This is a genomic window from Streptomyces sp. H27-H1 (assembly GCF_026627445.1).
Taxonomy (GTDB): Bacteria; Actinomycetota; Actinomycetes; order Streptomycetales; family Streptomycetaceae; genus Streptomyces.
Window position 1 is genome coordinate 1 of the sequence record NZ_JAPNLJ010000083.1, and the last position, 18,082, is coordinate 18,082.

The 18,082-nt window shown below is 69.5% G+C and carries 17 protein-coding genes and 1 pseudogene; 6 read left to right on the forward strand and 12 right to left on the reverse strand.

Going from position 1 to position 18,082, the window contains the following annotated elements; all coding sequences use genetic code 11:
* The first annotated feature begins 603 nt into the window (after nt 1–603).
* Entirely contained in the window at nt 604–1,698 is a 1,095-nt protein-coding gene (locus OTB20_RS40020; protein WP_267824839.1) for a carboxylate-amine ligase, read from the forward strand.
* Nucleotides 1,699–1,777: 79 nt separating this feature from the next.
* Here the strand turns inward: OTB20_RS40020 and OTB20_RS40025 are convergent, their stop codons facing one another.
* Together OTB20_RS40025 and OTB20_RS40030 are read right to left on the reverse strand one after the other, a co-directional pair.
* Nucleotides 1,778–3,367, reverse strand: coding sequence for a phytoene desaturase family protein (locus OTB20_RS40025; RefSeq protein WP_267824840.1), 1,590 nt, complete (start codon nt 3,365–3,367; stop codon nt 1,778–1,780).
* Between the two features lie 180 nt (nt 3,368–3,547).
* Nucleotides 3,548–3,880, reverse strand: a complete 333-nt coding sequence (locus OTB20_RS40030) for a plasmid stabilization protein (RefSeq protein ID WP_267824841.1) — start codon at nt 3,878–3,880, stop codon at nt 3,548–3,550.
* A 530-nt stretch (nt 3,881–4,410) separates the two neighbouring features.
* Between OTB20_RS40030 and OTB20_RS40035 the strand changes: the two genes are divergently transcribed.
* The gene (locus tag OTB20_RS40035; RefSeq protein ID WP_267824842.1) at nt 4,411–5,535 is read left to right on the forward strand and encodes an aromatic acid exporter family protein; all 1,125 of its coding nucleotides are present in this window, start codon (nt 4,411–4,413) and stop codon (nt 5,533–5,535) included.
* A 35-nt stretch (nt 5,536–5,570) separates the two neighbouring features.
* On the opposite strand, the gene OTB20_RS40040 is transcribed toward OTB20_RS40035, so the two are convergent.
* A complete protein-coding gene (locus tag OTB20_RS40040) occupies nt 5,571–6,044 on the reverse strand; it encodes a hemerythrin domain-containing protein (protein ID WP_267824843.1) in 474 nt (157 codons plus the stop codon).
* Between the two features lie 904 nt (nt 6,045–6,948).
* Here OTB20_RS40040 and OTB20_RS40050 point away from each other — a divergent pair.
* On the forward strand, nt 6,949–7,632 hold the full coding sequence (locus OTB20_RS40050) for a DUF6766 family protein (protein ID WP_267824844.1): 684 nt from the start codon (nt 6,949–6,951) through the stop codon (nt 7,630–7,632).
* 192 nt (nt 7,633–7,824) lie between these two features.
* Nucleotides 7,825–8,394 carry a DUF5133 domain-containing protein gene (locus OTB20_RS40055; protein ID WP_267824845.1) on the forward strand — a complete coding sequence of 190 codons (570 nt, stop codon included), beginning with the start codon at nt 7,825–7,827 and terminating at the stop codon, nt 8,392–8,394.
* 116 nt (nt 8,395–8,510) lie between these two features.
* Here the strand turns inward: OTB20_RS40055 and OTB20_RS40060 are convergent, their stop codons facing one another.
* From OTB20_RS40060 to OTB20_RS40095, 7 genes are all read right to left on the reverse strand, one after another.
* Nucleotides 8,511–8,975, reverse strand: coding sequence for a hypothetical protein (locus OTB20_RS40060; RefSeq protein WP_267824846.1), 465 nt, complete (start codon nt 8,973–8,975; stop codon nt 8,511–8,513).
* Between the two features lie 157 nt (nt 8,976–9,132).
* Complete coding sequence (locus OTB20_RS40065; RefSeq protein WP_267824847.1) at nt 9,133–9,615, reverse strand: MSMEG_6728 family protein; 483 nt, start codon at nt 9,613–9,615, stop codon at nt 9,133–9,135.
* Between the two features lie 646 nt (nt 9,616–10,261).
* Nucleotides 10,262–10,672: an SRPBCC family protein gene (locus OTB20_RS40075; RefSeq protein ID WP_267824848.1), complete on the reverse strand. Its 411-nt coding sequence runs from the start codon at nt 10,670–10,672 to the stop codon at nt 10,262–10,264.
* Between the two features lie 1,520 nt (nt 10,673–12,192).
* Nucleotides 12,193–12,387: a hypothetical protein gene (locus OTB20_RS40080; RefSeq protein ID WP_267824849.1), complete on the reverse strand. Its 195-nt coding sequence runs from the start codon at nt 12,385–12,387 to the stop codon at nt 12,193–12,195.
* 123 nt (nt 12,388–12,510) lie between these two features.
* Nucleotides 12,511–12,879, reverse strand: a complete 369-nt coding sequence (locus OTB20_RS40085; protein ID WP_267824850.1) for a PRC-barrel domain-containing protein — start codon at nt 12,877–12,879, stop codon at nt 12,511–12,513.
* A gap of 332 nt (nt 12,880–13,211) precedes the next feature.
* Entirely contained in the window at nt 13,212–13,373 is a 162-nt protein-coding gene (locus tag OTB20_RS40090) for a hydrophobic protein (RefSeq protein WP_267824488.1), read from the reverse strand.
* A gap of 572 nt (nt 13,374–13,945) precedes the next feature.
* Complete coding sequence (locus tag OTB20_RS40095; protein WP_267824851.1) at nt 13,946–14,452, reverse strand: MarR family winged helix-turn-helix transcriptional regulator; 507 nt, start codon at nt 14,450–14,452, stop codon at nt 13,946–13,948.
* A gap of 391 nt (nt 14,453–14,843) precedes the next feature.
* Between OTB20_RS40095 and OTB20_RS40100 the strand changes: the two genes are divergently transcribed.
* A complete protein-coding gene (locus OTB20_RS40100; protein WP_267824852.1) occupies nt 14,844–16,103 on the forward strand; it encodes an MFS transporter in 1,260 nt (419 codons plus the stop codon).
* A 343-nt stretch (nt 16,104–16,446) separates the two neighbouring features.
* Here OTB20_RS40100 and OTB20_RS40105 read toward each other — a convergent pair whose 3' ends face one another.
* A complete protein-coding gene (locus tag OTB20_RS40105; RefSeq protein WP_267824854.1) occupies nt 16,447–16,746 on the reverse strand; it encodes a hypothetical protein in 300 nt (99 codons plus the stop codon).
* Here OTB20_RS40105 and OTB20_RS40110 point away from each other — a divergent pair.
* Nucleotides 16,714–17,158: pseudogene (locus OTB20_RS40110) on the forward strand (IS5 family transposase); the annotation flags it as partial. The gene OTB20_RS40105 and the pseudogene OTB20_RS40110 overlap by 33 nt on opposite strands.
* A 366-nt stretch (nt 17,159–17,524) precedes the next feature.
* Here OTB20_RS40110 and OTB20_RS40115 read toward each other — a convergent pair.
* Nucleotides 17,525–17,719 carry a hypothetical protein gene (locus OTB20_RS40115; RefSeq protein WP_267824853.1) on the reverse strand — a complete coding sequence of 65 codons (195 nt, stop codon included), beginning with the start codon at nt 17,717–17,719 and terminating at the stop codon, nt 17,525–17,527.
* Between the last annotated feature and the right edge of the window lie 363 nt (nt 17,720–18,082).

Genomic DNA, 18,082 nt, shown 5'->3' on the forward strand with positions numbered 1-18,082 from the left:
CACTCGGATACGCCGGTCTCTCCATATCCGCACAACATCACTCACATCCCGGCCAGCACGTCAGTACATCGAACAACCACACGATCGAGCGATCTCGAAACATGAATAAAGGGACTTAATGTCCTCTTAAACGTCTGGATCCGTCACCCTCCGGGTTCCGCGTCCCCCATGCGGCTCCGGGGTGACGGTGCTTGCGCCTGCCCGCCCGCGGATTCGAGCGGATTCGAGCGGTCGCTGCACGGGGCGACGGGTACGAGCCGAGTCCGCCTCTACCGCGCTGTCGCCAGCCAGCGGGCTGCCGCTCATCCCCGATGGGCTCGGAGCAGGAGGGCAGCGTGAAATCCGCAGCCGTGGCGCGCCGTGCGCCAGCCGGGACGTGGAGATCGCTTGGGCGCAGACGCACGGCAGCCGTCAGGCCGTGTCGGGGTGGGCGTCGGTACGCAGCGCCGCAGGTCTAACCCGGAACATTTCGCCTGTTTGCCACTGGCCTATCGCTTTTATGTCGAATACCTGCCCTTCGACCCGTCGACCTACCCGCCCGCGTCCGACGGCTCCGGGGAGGCTCGCGGGGGTGATCAAGGACTGCTGGGGTAGTCGCGTGACGTGATCAGTGTGGGTGTGGAAGAAGAGTATTTGCTGGTGGATCCGGCCACGGGTGTGCCGGTGCCGCTCGTGGAGGATGTGAGCCGCACGGCCGGTCTCGGGTCTGTCGCGGAGCGGGACGAGGTGCAGGACGAGCTGCTGCAGGCCCAGATCGAGGTGGCCACTCCTGTGTGCTGGAGCCTGGAGGAGGTCGGGGGCCATCTGCTGCGTCTGCGCCATGCCGTCGCTTCGGCGGCCGAGGCGAACGGCTGCAGGACCGCGGCCACCGGTGCGGCTCCTCTGCGCGGGAGGCTGCCGGTGCCCGTGACGCCGACGCCGCGCTATCGGCGGATGGAGGCCGAGGCCGGGCAGCTGGTGGACGAACACCTGATCTGCGGCATGCACGTGCACGTGGGAGTTCCCGACCCGGAGACGGGGGTGGCCGTACTGAACCGGATCCGTTCCTGGCTCCCGGCTCTGCTGGCCATGTCGGTCAACTCGCCCCTGTGGGACGGACGGGACACCGGCTTCGCGAGCTGGCGCACCATCGTCTTCGGACGGTGGCCCGTGAGCGGCCCGCCTCCGCACTTCGACGGGTACTCCGACTACGAACGGCGCTTGGAGGCCCTGGTGTCGTCGGGATTGATCGCCGACCGGGCCCAGGCGTACTGGCAGGCGCGGCTGTCCGACCGCTACCCGACCGTGGAGGTACGGTGCCTGGACGTGCAGCTCCGGGCCGACGACGCCGTGATGCTGGCCGGCATCGTCCGGGCGCTGGTCGCCACCGCGATCACCGAGGAGAAAGCGGGCGCGGCCCTGCCCCAGTGCGCGCCCGAAATCCTGCACGCCGCCAACTGGCATGCCGCTCGGCACGGTTTGAACGGCACCGTGGTGGGCCGCGACGGCCTCCCGCGCAGCAGCGGAGACGTGCTGTGCACCCTCCTCCGCCACATCACTCCCGCGCTGGAGGAGTCCGGCGACCTCCGCGAAGTGAGCGCACTCGTCCACCGCATGCTTCGTGAGGGCACACCCGCCGACCGCCAGCGCCGGGCTTTGGCCGATGGCGGGCTCCCGGGCGTGATCGATTTGATCACCGGCACCACCACATCCGACTGAGTCCGTCCCTGCTCCCCGGCCCCGCCGGGCAGCTCGCGGGCACGGCCCGGCTGGGCGACGTAACGTAGCGGCCCGCCTGTCAGATGCGCTGGGAGCGGTGGAGCAGGCCGTGCAGGCCGTGGGAGCGCAAGGCGGCGCGGGCGGCGTTCGCCCCGGGGGCGCCGTGGACGCCACCGCCGGGGTGGGCGGCCGCAGAGGCGAGGTAGAGACCCTTGACGGGCGTCTCGGGACGGCCTGTGCCGGGGGTGGGGCGGAAAATCGCCTGCTGGTGGAGAGCGGTGGTGCCGTTGTTGATGGCACCGTTGTGCAGATTCTCGTTCATGGCCTGAAGGGTGGTTGGGGACAGGATCCGGCGGGCGCGGATCAAGCTGCGGAAGCCGGGTGCGAGGCGCTCCACCTGTGCTTCGACGCGGTCGGCCATCGCCTCCTGCTCCCGGATGTCCCATGCCCCGGTGATGCGGTCGGGGCCGGCGTCGGAGGTGATGTGCTGCGGAAGGTGGGTGTAGGCCCACGCCGATTCCGTTCCGGCGGGCGAACGGCTGGGGTCCGCGGTGGTCATCTGGCCGAACAGGGCGAACGGCTCGTCGGGGACCTGCCCTGCGGCGAGCTGAGCGGCGAAGCGCGTCAGGCCGTCCACGCCGTCGGCGATGTGGACGGTGCCCGCAGTGGCAGCCTGAGGTGCGGTCCAGGGCACCCGGCCGCTCAGCACCCAGTCGACCTTGAAGGTCGCGAAGTCCCATTGGAAGCGTTCCAGGTCCCGTACGAGGCGCGCGGGCAGGTGTTCCTCACCGACGAGCTGCCGGTACAGGGCCGGTGCCGACGTGTCGGCGAGCACGGCCCGCCGCACGCTGACGGATTCTCCCGCCGCGGTCGTGACACCCACGGCCCTGCCACCCCGGACGACGACTGACGCGACCCGCTGCCCGCAGCGCAGGATGCCCCCGCGTCGCCGGAGGCGGTCTACCAGTGCCGCGGTCAGTGCGCCGGCGCCGCCGACGGGTACCGGAAAGCCGTGGCTCTGGCCGAGCATCGACATCAGCCAGCCGAAACCGCCGCTGCCCGCGGCCTCGGGGGCCAGATCGGCGTGCAGGGCGTTGCCGGCCAATAGGAGCCGACCGCCCTCCCCGGCGAACTCCTCCTCGCCCAGACGGCGGACCGGCAGGGCCAGGTTCCGGGCCAGCCTCAACCCACCGGAGGCCCGCAGCTTGACCGCGAGGCGCAGCCCGGGCCGGACCGGCGGGAAGGGGGTGAACAGGGCCTGGACCAGATCGGGCCCGACCCGGCTCCACACCGCGCACATGCGCCGCCAGGCGTCCGCATCGGCAGCCGCGAACCCCGCCAGCCCTGCGGCGGTCTCCTCCGCGCTCCGTTCCAGTACGGCGCACCGGCCGTCCAGCAGCGGATGGGCCAGCACGGCCGGGGCGTGGCTCCAGCGCAGGCCTTCAGCGGCCAGGTCGAGGCGGGCGAGGACGGGGGAGGCGGCTGCCAAGGGATAGAAGGAGCTGAAGACGTCGGAGACGTAGTCGGGGTGCAGGCCGCGATCGCTGCGGACCGCCCCGCCCGGTTCCTTCTGGGCCTCCAGGACCTCCACGCTCCACCCCGCGTCGGCCAGCAGGTTCGCGGCGACGAGGCCGTTGGGGCCCGCGCCGATCACCACCGCGTCAGGCATGCCGCGCCCCGGCGGGCTGCCGTTCGCGGACCCTCGCGGTGCCCAGCCTCCTGAACGCGGCTACCAGCGGTACGGCCATGCGCATTCCTTTCAGGGGGACGGACGCGAATTCCGGGCCGCGGCCGCGGCGCCCGCGTCCTCGGCGTCGGCGTCGGCGTCGGCGTCGGCGTCGGCGTCGGGTCAGTGGCCGAGGGCGTTCTTGAGCTGCTGCTTGCTCATGGTGGACCGGCCATCGATGCCGCGCTTCTTCGCCTCCTGGTAGAGCTCGTCCTTCGTACGCTCGGACGAGCCGCCTCCCCCGCCCCGGGACTTCTCACCGCCGCGTTGCGAGGCGGACTTTCCCTGTGTGGAGCTGCGACTGGCGGTCTTGCTCTCGCCCGACCGGGCACGCTCCTTGTTCACCGTGCGGGAGGCCATCTCCTTTGCGCGGCCTTCTGGCATTCCGCGCTTCTCGCCCGACTCCTTGATGTGCTCGTACTGGCGCTCTCGCTTGGGGCTGGATCCACGGGGCATGGCGCATTCCTCTCGACAGTTGTGCAGGGTCGTCGTGCGAATACCCGCTTTCGCGCGCGTCTCACAGCGAAAGGGGGTGAAAGGGGCAGGCCGGGCCGCGAGAGCGTTCAACGGCGCGCCGCCCTTCCGCTCGGTCGGCCGCAAGCCTCCGGCGGCACGGCCTGTCCTGTCCACTTCTCCGTACTGTCCCAGCGTCGAGTACGTCCCCCGCCTGCGCACCCGGAGGACGGCGTACGACCCTGCGTACGGCCCCCGGTCCGGTACTCGGGTGCGTCCTGCGCGCGGCGAATCCTGGTGTCGACGTCCAGCGGATCGCAATTGCGGGCCTGTTGGTCGGGCCGGTCCCTGGGTATCGGTCGTACGGGCTGCGGGGCTGTGCCGCTGATGCTCACGGGAGGGTTCGTCTCCTTTTCGGTCACTTCTCGCGTATCCGCCATGAGTGGCGCGACGCGGCGCTTGGCTCATCAGCGGCCGGGCAGGTGCATGCCAGGAGGTGGCATATGCCCACGAGGGGAACGCCGTGGAGACTGATGCGAGAAGCGACGAGGTACGTGTGGCGCGGGGTCCGCGGTCCCGGCAGCGAGCGCGACGACCTGGTGCTGGGCGTGAAGACAGTGGCCGCGGCGATGACCGCATGGGTGCTGGCCCGCTACCTCCTGCTTCCGACGGTGTCCACGTTCGCTCCGTTCACCGCGCTGGTGGCGCTCCAGGCCACGGTCTACCGGTCGTTGCGGGACTGTGCGCAGCACCTGTTCGCGATGACGGCCGGGGCGGCCCTGGCCGCGACCCTGGCCGCGACCCTGGCGGCCGCCATCGGGATCCACTGGTGGTCCTTCGGGTTGCTGACGCTCCTGGCCCTCGCCGTCGGACGGTTGCGACCGCTCGGCGCGCACGGCACGCAGGTCGCGATCGTCGGATTCTTCGCCTTCTCCGCAGGTCAGGGCCAGATCGACTACATCGGCCATCTCGTCGCGTCCGTGGGCATCGGCGTCACCTGCGGGATCGCCGCACACCTCGCCCTCGCGCCCGCCCGGCACACCCTGCACCGGCAAGAAGCGGTCGCCGACCTGTTCACCGGCATCGAACGGCGCCTCGGGGACCTGGCCGGCGCCTTCGCTACGGACGCCCCCGACGCGGACCGGATACAACAACTGCGCACCGACTGGCGCGCTCTGTCGGCGGATGCCGACCGCATCCGGCAAGCCATCGACTCGGAGGTGGAGAACAGCCGCCTCAACCCGCGGAGCAGCATCGAGGACGCCCACCAGGCCCTCATGCGGGCACGCGCGGCGCTCGATGTCGCCCAACGCTGCATGGGCCACCTCCGCTCGACCAGCCGCAGCCTTGACTACGGCGTTTCCAGCGGCGCGTACAAGGCCCTGTCGCCCACCTTCCGTGCCGCCTACACGGCGCTGCTGCGCACCGCTGCCACAGCACTGGACGACATCGGCCGAAGGGCACGCACTGACCCCGCCGGCCTGCGTGAAACCCTCGAGCATGCGCATGCCGACGTCGAGCACGCCCAGAAGCAGACTTCGGACTCCCCGCATCGCGAGGCAGCCGTCTCGGCGCTGGAGGGCACCCTCCTGACCGACGCGAGCCGTCTGCTCGAAGATCTGGACCACGGGTTCCGCAGGATCGAGCACCCCGCTTGAGCGTGCCGGCGCCAGGCCTGCCGGGTGGCGCCGGTCTAGCTACTGGCACTGGGAACGGCGAGTGGATCGCCGGGGGCCTTCTTCTTGGCTGCTTCCATCTGTTCGCCGATTTCGAGGAGTCGGTTGCGGCCCATCGCCTTGCGGACGTCGGGAAACCAGTCCTTCTCCTCTTCCTCGACATGGTGGCGGACGTTCTCCATGAGCACGGTCATCTTGGCGTCGAACCGTTCGTCGCTCGCGTCGAGGCTCTTCAGTTCGGAGAGCATCCACAGCACGACGTGGTGCTCCTCGACGCTCTCCAGTACGTGGTCCTTCGTATCGGGAGCGGCTTCCCGAGCAGCCGGATAGAAGATCTTCTCCTCGATCCAGGTGTGGGTGGTGAGCTCCTCGATCACCTGGTCCGCAATCTTCCGTTTCTCGGCGGGTGCGTTGTCGCCTGCCTTCTCGAACCGCTTGAACAGCTTCTCCACCGTCTTGTGGTCTTCCTTGAGCAGTACGATCCCGTCCACAGATCCTCCTCGGCATCACGTTCCCGGGACGACGGCCGCCGCCCGGAAATCCCTCTACCCAGACAGCTCGCGTACCGGTCGTATTCGGCCTCCGTTTGGTCCGGATTGACCAACGGGCTGAGCCGTACGCCCCTGTGCCGCCGAGTACGGACCCCCTGCCTGCTCTGCTCCGCCCTCAACGCCCGCATCCGCCATCTGTCGGTGACCATCGCCCGCGATGCCGTCGCCCACATCCACCGAGACCTCGACGAGGCTGCCTCACGCATGACGGAGGTCAACATGGGGGCACGCGTCGTTCCCGCTGCCCAAGCGCTGCCTGCCCTGAGGAAAGAGTCCCTGGGGTCCGCTCACCGAGGCAACTTTTTGCGTGTCGTGACCGTCCGCGCGACCTGATGTGCCGGACCGGTTCATGCTCGCCCTCATGCGCCCACTCGCCGCCCGCCTCATGCTGGCGTCCCTGATCCTGACACTTCCCGGGTGCGCCACAGCCGATGCCCGGACCCGAGCCGCACAGGCCGCCGCAACGGAGTTCGAGAGCGTCCTCGCCGAAGCCGATGGACGGCTTGCCTGCGATGCGCTGGCACCTGGGACACGACAAGAGCTGGAACAGGGAGCGCCGTGCCCAGTTGCTCTCCGGAGCCTGCAACTGGCCCAGGCCGAAGGCCGAGCCGCCGCCGCAGACGTCTACGGGTCCCAAGCACGCGTCGCCTTCACCAGCGACACCATCTTCCTCTCCCTCTTTCCCGACGGGTGGAAGGTCACCGCGGCGGGCTGCGCCCCCCGGCAAGGACATCCCTACCGGTGTCGACTGAAAGGTGACTGAGGTGCGCACCATGTTCCTGCTCTGCCTGACCGCGGTGTTCGGCGGCTTGGCGTACGCCTTCACGGTGGGGCTGATGCAGCGGTGAGCCGATTCGGGCAGTTCACCCGCGACAACGGGCTCACTCTTGCGTTCGGTACCGGCTTCCTCCTCACCCTCGCGGGCCAGGCCGCCACCGGTAGAGCCGAGCTCAACAGCATCCTGACCACCCAGAACCTGCACCCGCTCACCGTCGGCGACTACCTCCTCAGCTCGGACTTCATGGTCGACGTCACCGAGAACTGGCAGTCGGAATTCCTGCAGTTCTTCCTCTACATCGTCGGCACCGTCTGGCTGTTGCAACGGGGCTCCCCCGAGTCCAAACCCCTGGGGAAGGCAGGTACCGAGTCGGACCGCGAGCAGAAGGTCGGCGCCTGGGCGACCCCGGACTCACCGGCATCCGCCTCAGCGGGAGGCCTTCGCCAAGCCCTGTACTCCCGCTCACTGGGCATCGTGATGTGCCTGATCTTCTTCCTGTCGTGGCTGGCCCAGTCCGTCACCGGCCGCGTCGCCTACAACGAGGAACAGATCCGAGAGCTCCAGGACCCGGTCGGCTGGCTCACCTACGTCTCCTCAGCGGAATTCTGGAACCGAACCCTCCAGAACTGGCAGTCCGAACTTCTCGCCGTCGCCTCAATGGCCATCCTCTCGGTGTACCTGCGCCAGCGAGGCTCCCCCGAATCCAAGCCCGTCGGCGCGGCACACGCCTCCACCGGCGTCGAAGGCTGATCTGGAGAGCGCCAACCCCTGCCGAGCCGCATTCGCGCCCGAGTGTCAACCAACGCCGCACAACCGCCCCATTTCGTGTGCGGCCCGCGCTCCGGCACCACGTCAGGCCGGCCCGCATACGGTCTCGGCTGCTATACACCGGGCACGCCCCCATCACACGCGACGGGGACGCCGTCGATGGGAGTACGCGAATTGGACGAGGCACCGGCACGAAACCGTCCGCTGGACACACCGCTCCCACCCTCCACCGGCGCCCCGGAGCCGAACGCCATCCACGCGGCAGTCGGACGGGCCACCGGCATCCTCATGGCACTCGTCCCGTGCAGTGCCGACTCGGCGCGTCAGATCCTGGCCGGGGTCGCCCAGAGCACGGGCGCCAGAGTCGAGGACGTCGCGGATGCCGCCCTCGCCCTGCACACCGACTGCGACCTGCCCGGCTCCCTCACCCAAGCGCTGAGGCGCTCCATTGACGCCACCCTGACCGCCCGGCCACTCCGCACAAGCGACTCCGCACGTGGTCGCGGGGTCCGTCCAGAGCCCAGGCTGCTGAGGGAACACCTCAGTCACTTCCGCGCCATGCGCCGCCGGACCTTCGCCGCGCTGGACGATGCCTGCTTGCGCAGCGAGCTGGAGAACGCCTCCTACACCCTGTGCGTCCTGATGGGGGAACGGAGCACCCATCTCGCCCTCCAAGCCGCGGAGGAACTCATCGCCGCCCACCGCCTGCTCCTGCGAAGCCGCCCGTCGGGTCCTGACTGCTGAGCCGCCCTAGCCCCAGGCCATGGCCGTGCAGTTCGACCCCGGCCACGTTTGCGGCCGGATGGGCTCGTCACCGAGTACGTCTCAGCCCTGCGGGCTTGAGTACAGCCGCTGCGTGATCATCGGCCCCCGTCCGCGGTCCGTGTCGCAGGCGTGGCCGTGTGGTCGGGATGGCTGTGCGTGCGCCGGGCTTCCTTCAGCCCCGCCTCGTAGAGGTGATTCCGGCTCACGGCCAGGGATTCCAGGACCTCCCGCTCCACTGCGGTGAAGGGCTGGTAGTAGGTCGAGTTGTAGGACTCGACGATCTGGAACGTCCAGTGCCCGGGGATGACGTTGCGGCCAACGATCTCGCGCTGCACCCGCTGCGCGTGCTCTTCATGGCCCGCTTCGTGCAGCAGCCGAACGGCTTCGTCCAGCTCGAAGTCGGCCGTGCCGGTGAGCTGGTGGAACCCGTACAGATGTCCCCGCGCTCGCTCCGTCGTCTCCAACGCCTTCGACAGTGCTCCCAGCGCTCGTACCGTCAGCTCGCTGACGCCATCCGGCGGCTGGTGAGCCTCGTCCATCACATCGTTCTCGTTCCCCATGAGGTACAGGTCCCCCGCAGGCATCCCCAGGGCCGGCGGATAGGCCGTGCGGCGTAAAAAGATCGCCCGTTCCGGGGAGCCGCATCGCGTCGCCTTCTTCCTGCCTGCCTGCGCGGACCTGTGGCGGCGCCGCCACACCGTGACGACGCCGAGCCGGTCACGACCGCGGCTCTCCCGTATCCCGGTCCGAGGCCGGCCACACGTAGGGAAGGTCGTCCGGTACGGCGGGAAAGAGCCGCCGGTAGAAGTCCGGGTCCTTACGGACCAGGGCGGACTGGTGGCTCCGGTGGAAGCCCGGTGTGCCGACCCAGGGGGGAAGGTCCGTGTCGTCGGCCAGCTCCGCCTGCGTGCGTACGGGTCCGCCCGGGAGCCACCCCCGGAAGTCCCGTACCAAGGTCGCGGAGCAGGTGTCCGCGCGCCCTTCCGCCGTCCACACCGCGCACACATCCAGCCCGTACCGGACGAGGGCCTCCTCGTATCCGGCCCACATGCGCACCGCGGGGTGCCTGCGCCATCCGTAGCCGGGGACGATCAGGCCTCTCAGCACTTGTACGGCCTCCACCCGCTGCTTGCCCAGGCGCCGACCGTCCAGTGCCTGCGCCGATGCCAGGAACGACGGGCAGGGAAGGAATGTCTGCACGGTCCCGCCTCCTTTGCCATGTTGGTGCTGGCAATGTCGTGCTCGGCGCGCCACGGTCGCGGGCCCGCGTCGCCGCTTTGCCAAGCCCACCCGCGGCGTCCCGAACGGCCCGCTTCAGCCGTCAAGTGCCGCCAAGCCGTCCCGCCAGCGTGCGCTCCGTTCCTCCGCGCTCTGCTCCCACCACGGGACACCGCGTTCCCCGAGGGCCGCGGGCCGTCTTCGCTTTCTGTACCCGGTCCCGGGAGGCGCGTTCCGCCCCGGGGTCCGCGGTACGCCGCGCGGCGGCGACGGCCCGGCGAGCGGCCATCAGATACCGCCGGAGTCGAGCGCCCGCGTCAGCCGGAACGTCAGGGTCGGTGGCACGCCAACGGCGGCCGCCGATGACGACGTAGCGCCCGTCGGAAGTGACGGGCGGATGCGATTGCCTCCGCCTGTTCGCGTCATGACGGCCAGCGGGCCAGGCGGGGGCTCCTCCGGCTCGCGTAGCAGAGCACTCGGGCATTGGCGGCCTGGGTGCCCGCGGCATCGGGGTACGACCATCTCGCACCGGCCCCGGCCGCAGGTAGAGCGACACCTCCCCGACGGGCCTCCCCCAGCGGCGCGGCCGGCCAACGTGGTGTCGGAGGCCTTGGCCGTGGAGGGTGGGTCAGCCGGCCGTACCGTCGACGCGTAGTCGTACTTGGTCCTCCAGGCGTTCCAGGCTGCGGTCGAGCGCCCCGTTGACGGCCTGCCGGCCCGGGTCGTGTTGTCCGGCGAAGAAGGAAAGGTGCACGGTGACCTCGCTGGGACCGCCGTCGAGGCCCGCCACCTGCAGCCATCCTGCGTATCCGCCGTCGCCCCTCGTTCCCCATTCCAGACGCATCTGTTCGCGCCGGGCCTTGAACAGAGCAGCTGTTTCGGCTTCGCCCCCTTCTCGGACGGTCACCGCGGGCAGCTCCTCGGCGTGCACTTGGAGCTCACCGGGAAGCCACTGGTCCATCTGGTCCACATTGGCAGCCTGGTCGAAGACGTGCTCCGGCAGGGCTGGCATCACGCGGGAGCGTTCGTACTCGGTCATCGGGCCTCGCCTCTCTCGTCAGCGGATCGTTCGAGGGGGCGCCTGCCCGGTCGAGCCGTTGTCACACCGCGACCCGCCACCTCGATGCGCGCAGCCGGCCGACATACCGCTGGGGCCCGACCGCTCAGGCCTGCCTGAGCTTGACGCGGGGCCTTCTCTCGCTCCCGGTGAGGGTCAGAGGCTGGTCGCCATTTGGGCAAAGATTTTGGATCACGGTGTCGTCGCAGCGGAGAGATCCCTCCATTCTGAGCGCTCGCCCAGACGGCCCGGGCCACCTGGGACCAGCGGCTTCTGGACCTCGGGCGGTGTCACGTCTCAGTCTTCGCCGCGGTAGATGTTCTCGCGCTCAGGTTCACTCGTCGCTACCGGGTCTGGCGGATCGATTGCCGAACGGCATGTGCAGACCTTCTGGTCCTCGGATATGCAGTCCGGCGTGGGATGACCATCCGGGTGGGTCTTCATCGGCTTCTTCACTCCTCGGCTTGCGTCGGAATGGCTCTCTCACGCTCGTGCCCGACGTCTCGATCGATACGCCTCAGGGCGAGACGCCGGGGCTGAAGTAGAGGCCGGCCGGCGAGTGTCACCTCGCAACGGCTCGGGGCCGCGCAGGCTGCCTGTTCAGACGCGCGGCGGGGAGAGGCGGCGGCAGAGCGGGTGCCGTGTCCCGCTGGCCACCTACCTGCCGCACACGGATCCCCTCGGAAAGCTAAGAGCCTTTGAGCGCAATCGAGTTGGTGAAGTCCGCAAGCGCCTTGAACGCGGGGCTGCCCATTGCCCACTCACCATGTACCCGTCGAAGGGCGCCCCGGGCTCGTGGCCTGCTGTGACGTCAGGGCCGGTGCCGCGTCTCCGTGTACACACACGGCGCCGTCCACGGAGGTGGGGATACGCATGCGGCGCATGAGGTGGCGCGTGGTGCGCATGGATTCGGTGCTGCTCCACCTGATTCCCGGACACCGGAATCGCAGGTGGGACAGGGCGCGGGTTCCGAGGCCGGCGTCACGGAGGGGCTCGTCGATGTCGATTCGCATGATCAGGCCCTCGCTGCATGCGGCGCAGGTCCGGTAGTGAACTTGGCCGACGACCCTGCGCACATGGACCAGAAGGAGGCGCTCCTCCGCTGGGCCAGGGTCGCCAGGGATGTAGGTGGAGAGGAACTCGATGTCGCGATAAGCGAAGAGCCTGCGTCGCAGCCACCTGACGAACCCCCTGTGACGGCCGCGCTTGACCACACGGGTGAGCACGTGGGCGTGGGCGTGGGAACGGAAGAGGCTGCTCGCGGGACGTGCATGTTCTCCGGACATGGACCGCGTGTACCCAGATGGCGGCCTCTGACCCCGGGGCCAGGGAGCAGGGACCAACACGGTCATGCGAGCAATCGCCTTTGCACCCTTGGCAGGGCAACGCATCTCCGCTGCTGCGCGGGAGGCCGCTACGGCCCACCAGGGTGCGGCCGGACAGCCACGCCTGCCGGTACAGCCCCCGTTCGTGCGGGGTCCTGGTACGAGACCGGTCACCGGCTACGGGGACTGGTTCGTCTCACGCTTGTCCGCGCGGCGTCCGGCGTCGGTGCCAGGCGTCCGCGCATCGCCGGCCACATCGGCGTGTGAGCCGGAAATGACCGCCTCCTCGGCTTCCTGTCGGGCCTCTCGGTCGCCGCTCTCGCCAGGCGCCTCGGAGGGCGGGGTCGGCTTGCGGGGCTTCTTCTCACTCATCTTCTACTCCTCCTCGGCGAGGCTGTGGAATACCCCTCCGTGCCCACTAGAAATCGGGCCTTACCGGGTGGGGGGCCGCAACCAGGTACGAGGTTGCGGCCCCCCTTTGGAACCTGCGGTCGGTCAGGCGCGGTGGTCTCCGTACGGGCCACCGGCGCCGTAGTACGTGCCCAGCTGCTCGTGGTAGCCGGGGTCGCCGAGGTGCTTGTCCTTGTCGAACTCCGGGGCGTTCTTGATCTGCTCCTTGGTCCGGCTGACGTAGACCTTCTCCTCCTGCGCGTCGATCCGCTCGATGGTGCCCGCGGGCAGGAGGACTTCCTTGCCGAAGATCCACGGGCCGGTGTCGACCACGATGTAGGAGGAGCCGACCTCGTCGGAGTGCTTGTCGACCTTGCCGATGGAACCGTCGCTCGCCTCGACCTTGTAGCCGGCCAGATCCGCTCCGGCCAGACGCCCGGAGGACTCGCCGTAACCCCACATGTTGTCGGACATGAAATACAACTCCTTCGGTCTGTTGCTTGTGGACCCGTTCTCGGGCCTTCATGAAAGAGCGGCTGCCCCATCCTCGGGAATCAACACTTCTGCCATCGCTTTCGGTCCGCAGGATGGTCCGCCGGACCGGAAGGGGAGCCGATCGGTGGAGGCAACCGGTTCCCGACGGCGTCACGGCGCCCCTTCCAGCTGACGCGCGCCTACCCGAAACCGGCTCCGTTACCGGGTGCACACGTAACCCGGGGGCGAGCTGGTGTAGGCGGACATGGCTATGGGGCCCGTCCTCCGGTGAGGACGGGCCCCATAGCCGCTGCACCAGCTGATGGGTGCGGCTACCAGCGGTACCAGCGACCGCTGCCGCTCTTGGGCCGGGCGACGAACCCGAGAAGCCAGATCACCAGCACCGCGATCGCGACCCACCAAAGGATCTTGACAGCGAAGCCGGCACCGGCCAGAACAAGAACGAGCAGAAGAACAAGAAGCAGGGGAACCATAGTTATCAACCTCCGAGCAATCGAATGCCCACACGCTCCCCGAGCATGCATATAAAACTTACCTGTTTCTTATCGGCGCAGGCGGGAAGTAGGACCCGGCTCTCCAACCCACTCCCCTGCCAGATGAGCGGCGCGTCCGGCGCCACCGAGCTCGGACTGGACCTGAGCCTTCAGGCCGTTGTGAAATCTGGTCGGAGAAGTCACTGACATCTACGACGCCCTCGCTCAGCGGCAGGACCTTCACGAAGCAGACCCCGACGGCAAGTGAACAGGGGAATCCATGCGCCCCGTCGCCGAACTCGGCCTGGAACTCGAGACACCGGAAGGGCACCGCATGCCGGCGCCCCGACGGGCCTTCGTATGGATCCGCGACGGCATCGCCCACATCCGCTGCTGAGCGGCGGGCCACCACCCGCCACAGCCCCGTAGCCCTCCAGCCCCACCAGGATGCCCAGATGCGGCGCGGTATGCAGGTCAACGGCGATGTCGACCCGTGCGGGTCGTTGGTCCGGTCCGCGTACACCGGGTTGCCGCTGACGGTGTGGGCCAGGGCCTCGCGGGGCCCTCGGCGTTCAGCTGTGGGAGGTGTCGCCGAGGGCCTCCAGCACCTGGCGCAGGCCGTCGGCCGTGTTCCGGACCAGGTCGCGGTCCACCTCGGCGAGCAGGCGTTCGTAATTCGCCAGATGGTCGGCAAAGGAGGCGCGGGTGACCTCGTGCCCGTGCTCGGTGAGCCGGATCTTGACGGTGCGGCGGTCGTCGCCGTCACGGACCCGCTCGACCAGCCCCTTGGCCTCCATCCGGTCGATGCGGTTGGTGATCGCGCCGGAGGTCACCATCGACGCCTTGAGGAAGGCCCCTGCGGTGAGGGCGTAGGGCGGGCCGGAGCGCTGGAGCGTGGTGAGCACGTCGAACTCGCCGTGCTCCACCCCGTGCGCCGCGGCGGCGGCCCGGGCGGACTTGTCGACCACGCGGGCCAACCGCTGGATCCGGCCGAAGAGCTCCACCGGCCAGAGCTGGTCGACCACGTCGGGACGCTCCTTGGTCCACTGGCCGATGATCGCGTCCACGGCATCGCTCATCGCGCTACTCCTCTCAACGGACATCTTCTCAACGTTAAGACACTTGACGTTGAGAGAGTCTAGCTGCTTTTATCTCAACGTTGAGATTATCAAGGTTGAACGACAGGAGTACCGGTCATGTCCGCGCTCTCTCTGCACTCCGCCGCTCGGGGACCCCTCTTCCGTGAGGTCATGGCCGAGGCCAACCAGGCCAAGACCGCCGCCGCCACGCTGGTCGCACCCCTCTGATGGTCGTCAACATCGGCAAGCCGGGCGCCCACGACGAGGCCGTCACCACCGAGTGACCCGCCGGGCGGCCCGGGCCATGACCGGCCCAGCCCGCCGCCCGCATCTGCCCTGTTCTGTCGCGTTCTGCCCTTTCGCCCCACGCCGTCCCGTCCCGGAGCCTGCCATGTCGCTGTCGCCGCCCACCCGAGTCCGTACCGACCCCTCCGCGCATGCGGGAACCGCCGCTCAGACCGCCGTCGCACCAGCCGTCGTGCCCGCCGCCTGGCTGGCGCTACTGGCCGCCCCGATCGCCGCGACCGCCAACAGCCCGGTCCTGATCCTCCCCGACATGGCGGGCTCGCTCGGCGTCCCCACGGCCACCGCGACCTGGCTCGTGACCGTCTTCGCCTGGGCCATGGCCGTCGGCACCCCGCTGATGGCCGGGCTGCTGCGCCGCCGCGGACTGGGCCCCACCCTCCGGCTGAGCGCGGCTCTGATCACCGCCGGTACCGCGGTACTCGCCATCGCCCCCTGGCTGCCCCTGGCCATGGCGGGCCGCGCCGCGCAGGCGCTGGGCGGCGCGGGCCTGGTCACCGCCGCCATGAGCCTGGCCGGGTCGGTCCGCCGGATGGGCGTGATCACGGCCGGCTTCGGGGTGCTCGGCGCGGTCGGCCCGCTGCTCGGCTCCTCGATCGCCGGCGCCACCTCCTGGCGCGTCTCCCTCGCCGTAGGCGCCGTCGCGCTGCTGGCCATCCCCGCGATCCTGCGCCGCGCCGAACCGCACGCACCGCGGGAGAACGCCGGACGGCACACCCCCTTCGACGGCCGCGGCGCCGGGCTCCTGGTGCTGATGGCGACGGCCCTCGTACTCATCCCGCGCTACCCGCTCCCGGCGGCGGCAGCATCGCTGGCCGCGGCCGTATTGCTCGCGCTGCACGTCCGGGCCCGCCCCGAAGGCTTCGTACCGGCCTCCCTGCTGCGCACCAAGGCCTTCGCGCTCTCCGCGCTGCTCGCGTGCACCTTCGCCACCTCGTACTTCACGCTGCTGTTCAGCGTCCCGCAGCTGCTGCGGGAGCGCACCGACTGGTCGACCTCGATGATCGGCACCGGCCAGCTCGTCGCCCTCCTCGTGGGCTCCCTTCTCTCCATGGTGCTGGCCGCGAGCGCGTCCCGGCTGGGCCGCCCGAAGGTCCTGGCAATCCTGCTGACCGTCGGAGCCCTGGCACCACTGACCGCCGTACTGACCCCCTGGGCGCCGCTGCTCCTGCTGGTCGCGCTGCTCGCCGTCCTCGCGACGAGCGCGGGCCAGGCCATCCTCGCCGTCTACGCCACCCAGGCCGCGCCGCCCGCCGGACGGCCCACGGCGATCGGCCTGTTCAGCCTCTGCTACCAACTGGGCGGAGCCTTCGGCCCGGCCCTCGCGGCCCTGATCGTCCTGTCCTGACCACGGCCGCTGTGGCGGCCTGACGCAGCAACTGCCCTGCGTCGGCCGCCGCCTCCGTCTGCCGGGCCGCCCCGCCAGCGAGCGGTCGCACGAGGGTGAGCAGAGGATTCCCGTTCGGCCCACAGTGCGGCCAGGTTCACCCGGACCCGGTCTGCGATCCGGCAAGTTGGACAGCGGAGTCCGCCCGGAAGCCTTCGCACGTCGACCGGGCGGACCGCCACGACCCGCATTCGAGACCACACCCGGCGGCCGCTCCGCTCCCCCGCCCAGGGTGGGAGGTTGGTCGTTCCGGCTCCGCTACAGGGTTGGGCCGTCTCTTTCGGGTCTTGCCGCGACGTATCCGTCAGCCATTGCCCTTCAGCCGGCGGACGAACTCCTCCGAGAGGCATTTTTGCAGTTCGGCGAGTTGCTCGGGGGTGTATCCGCTGAGGTCGCCCGTGCCGGAGGGGGCTGCCGGCCTCGCCTCCCGCTCCTTCTTCTCCCGGTCCCGGCGTTGGAGTTCCTGTTCCTCCGGGGAGCCGGGGGCCGCGTACGCGCAGCGGATGAGCGCCCCGTCGGCGGCCTTCAGGCAGGTCACCTCCCGGCCGTCGACCTGGCCGCGGCCCTCCACCCGGTCGACCGCGCACGGCCGGGCAGTAAGCACCACATCCTCGTCGATGGGCAGGGCATCCCACTCGCAGTGTCTCTGACCGGCGGAAACCGCAACGACGTCACCCAGCTGATGCCCCTCCTGGCGAAGATTCCCTCCGTCCCGGGACTCGTCGGACGACCACGTCGACGGCCTGACATCCTCCTTGGCGACCGCGGCTACGATCACGACAAGTACCGCCGCCTGGTCCGGGCGCAGGGCATCAAACCAGTCATCGCCCGCCGCGGAGTACCGCACGGCTCCGGCCTCGGTGTTCACCTCTGGGTTGTCGAGCGCACCATCGCCTGGTTCCACGGCTTCCGACGGCCCCCGCGTCCGCTGGGAGAGACACGACGGCATCCACGAAGCCTTCCTCGGACTCGCCACCTGCCTCATTACCCACCGGCACGTCCAACGCCTTTGTTAGGACCTCTAAGTGCCCGTGAACAAACTGATCGTCAGGGGTGCTTGGCGGTGGAGCGGACCAACCTTCGTGCCATCAGGATCGGGCGCGGCGGGTTGGGGCATGCTGGGGGTGCGCTCACGCGCTCTACTTCGGTGGCAGGGGGCCGGTCGGTTGTTACGCATTCACTTCACGACGGAAGACCTTGCCCGGACACGAGTGGCCGCAACGATCGGCGTCGCAGCGGAGGTCTACTACAGCCTGGAACTACTGAGGGAGAACCGGGCGCTGCCTCACTTCCGCTCGTGGCGGTCAGCGGTCGCGGGCCGGATGGGAGCGGACACGCGCCCCCTGACGTCCCTGGTTCCGGTGCGCGGTCCCGGCCTTGATCTACTGGCCCTGATGGGTGATGTGCCCTCTTTGGACCACGCCGTGGACAACCTGCTGCACGCCCCGGTGTCCCGGCTGCGACGCGAGTTCGAGGGTCTCGACTTCCACCCCGGACACCTGCCATGGGCCAGACGGGTGTCCGAGGGCGACCGCGATGCGCGACGGGAGCTGGCCGAGGCCGTGCGCGCCTGCCATCGGCAGACCGTGGAGCCCTACTGGCATCAAGGGCGGTCCGAACTGGTCGCGCTGTCCACCCGTTGCGCGGACCTGGTGCTGGAGGGAGGCATCGATCTGCTGCTGCGTTCGATCTGCGCACCACTGGTGAAACGACCTGCGCGACGAGGTCCGCCGGGCCGAGGGACGGGACGTGGACCACACCGCCGCAATCATCGACTCGCAGTCGGTGCGGGCCGCGGAGACCGTCGGCACTCAGAGGACATTAAGTCCCTTTATTCATGTTTCGAGATCGCTCGATCGTGTGGTCGTTCGATGTACTGACGTGCTGGCCGGGATGTGAGTGATGTTGTGCGGATATGGAGAGACCGGCGTATCCGAGTG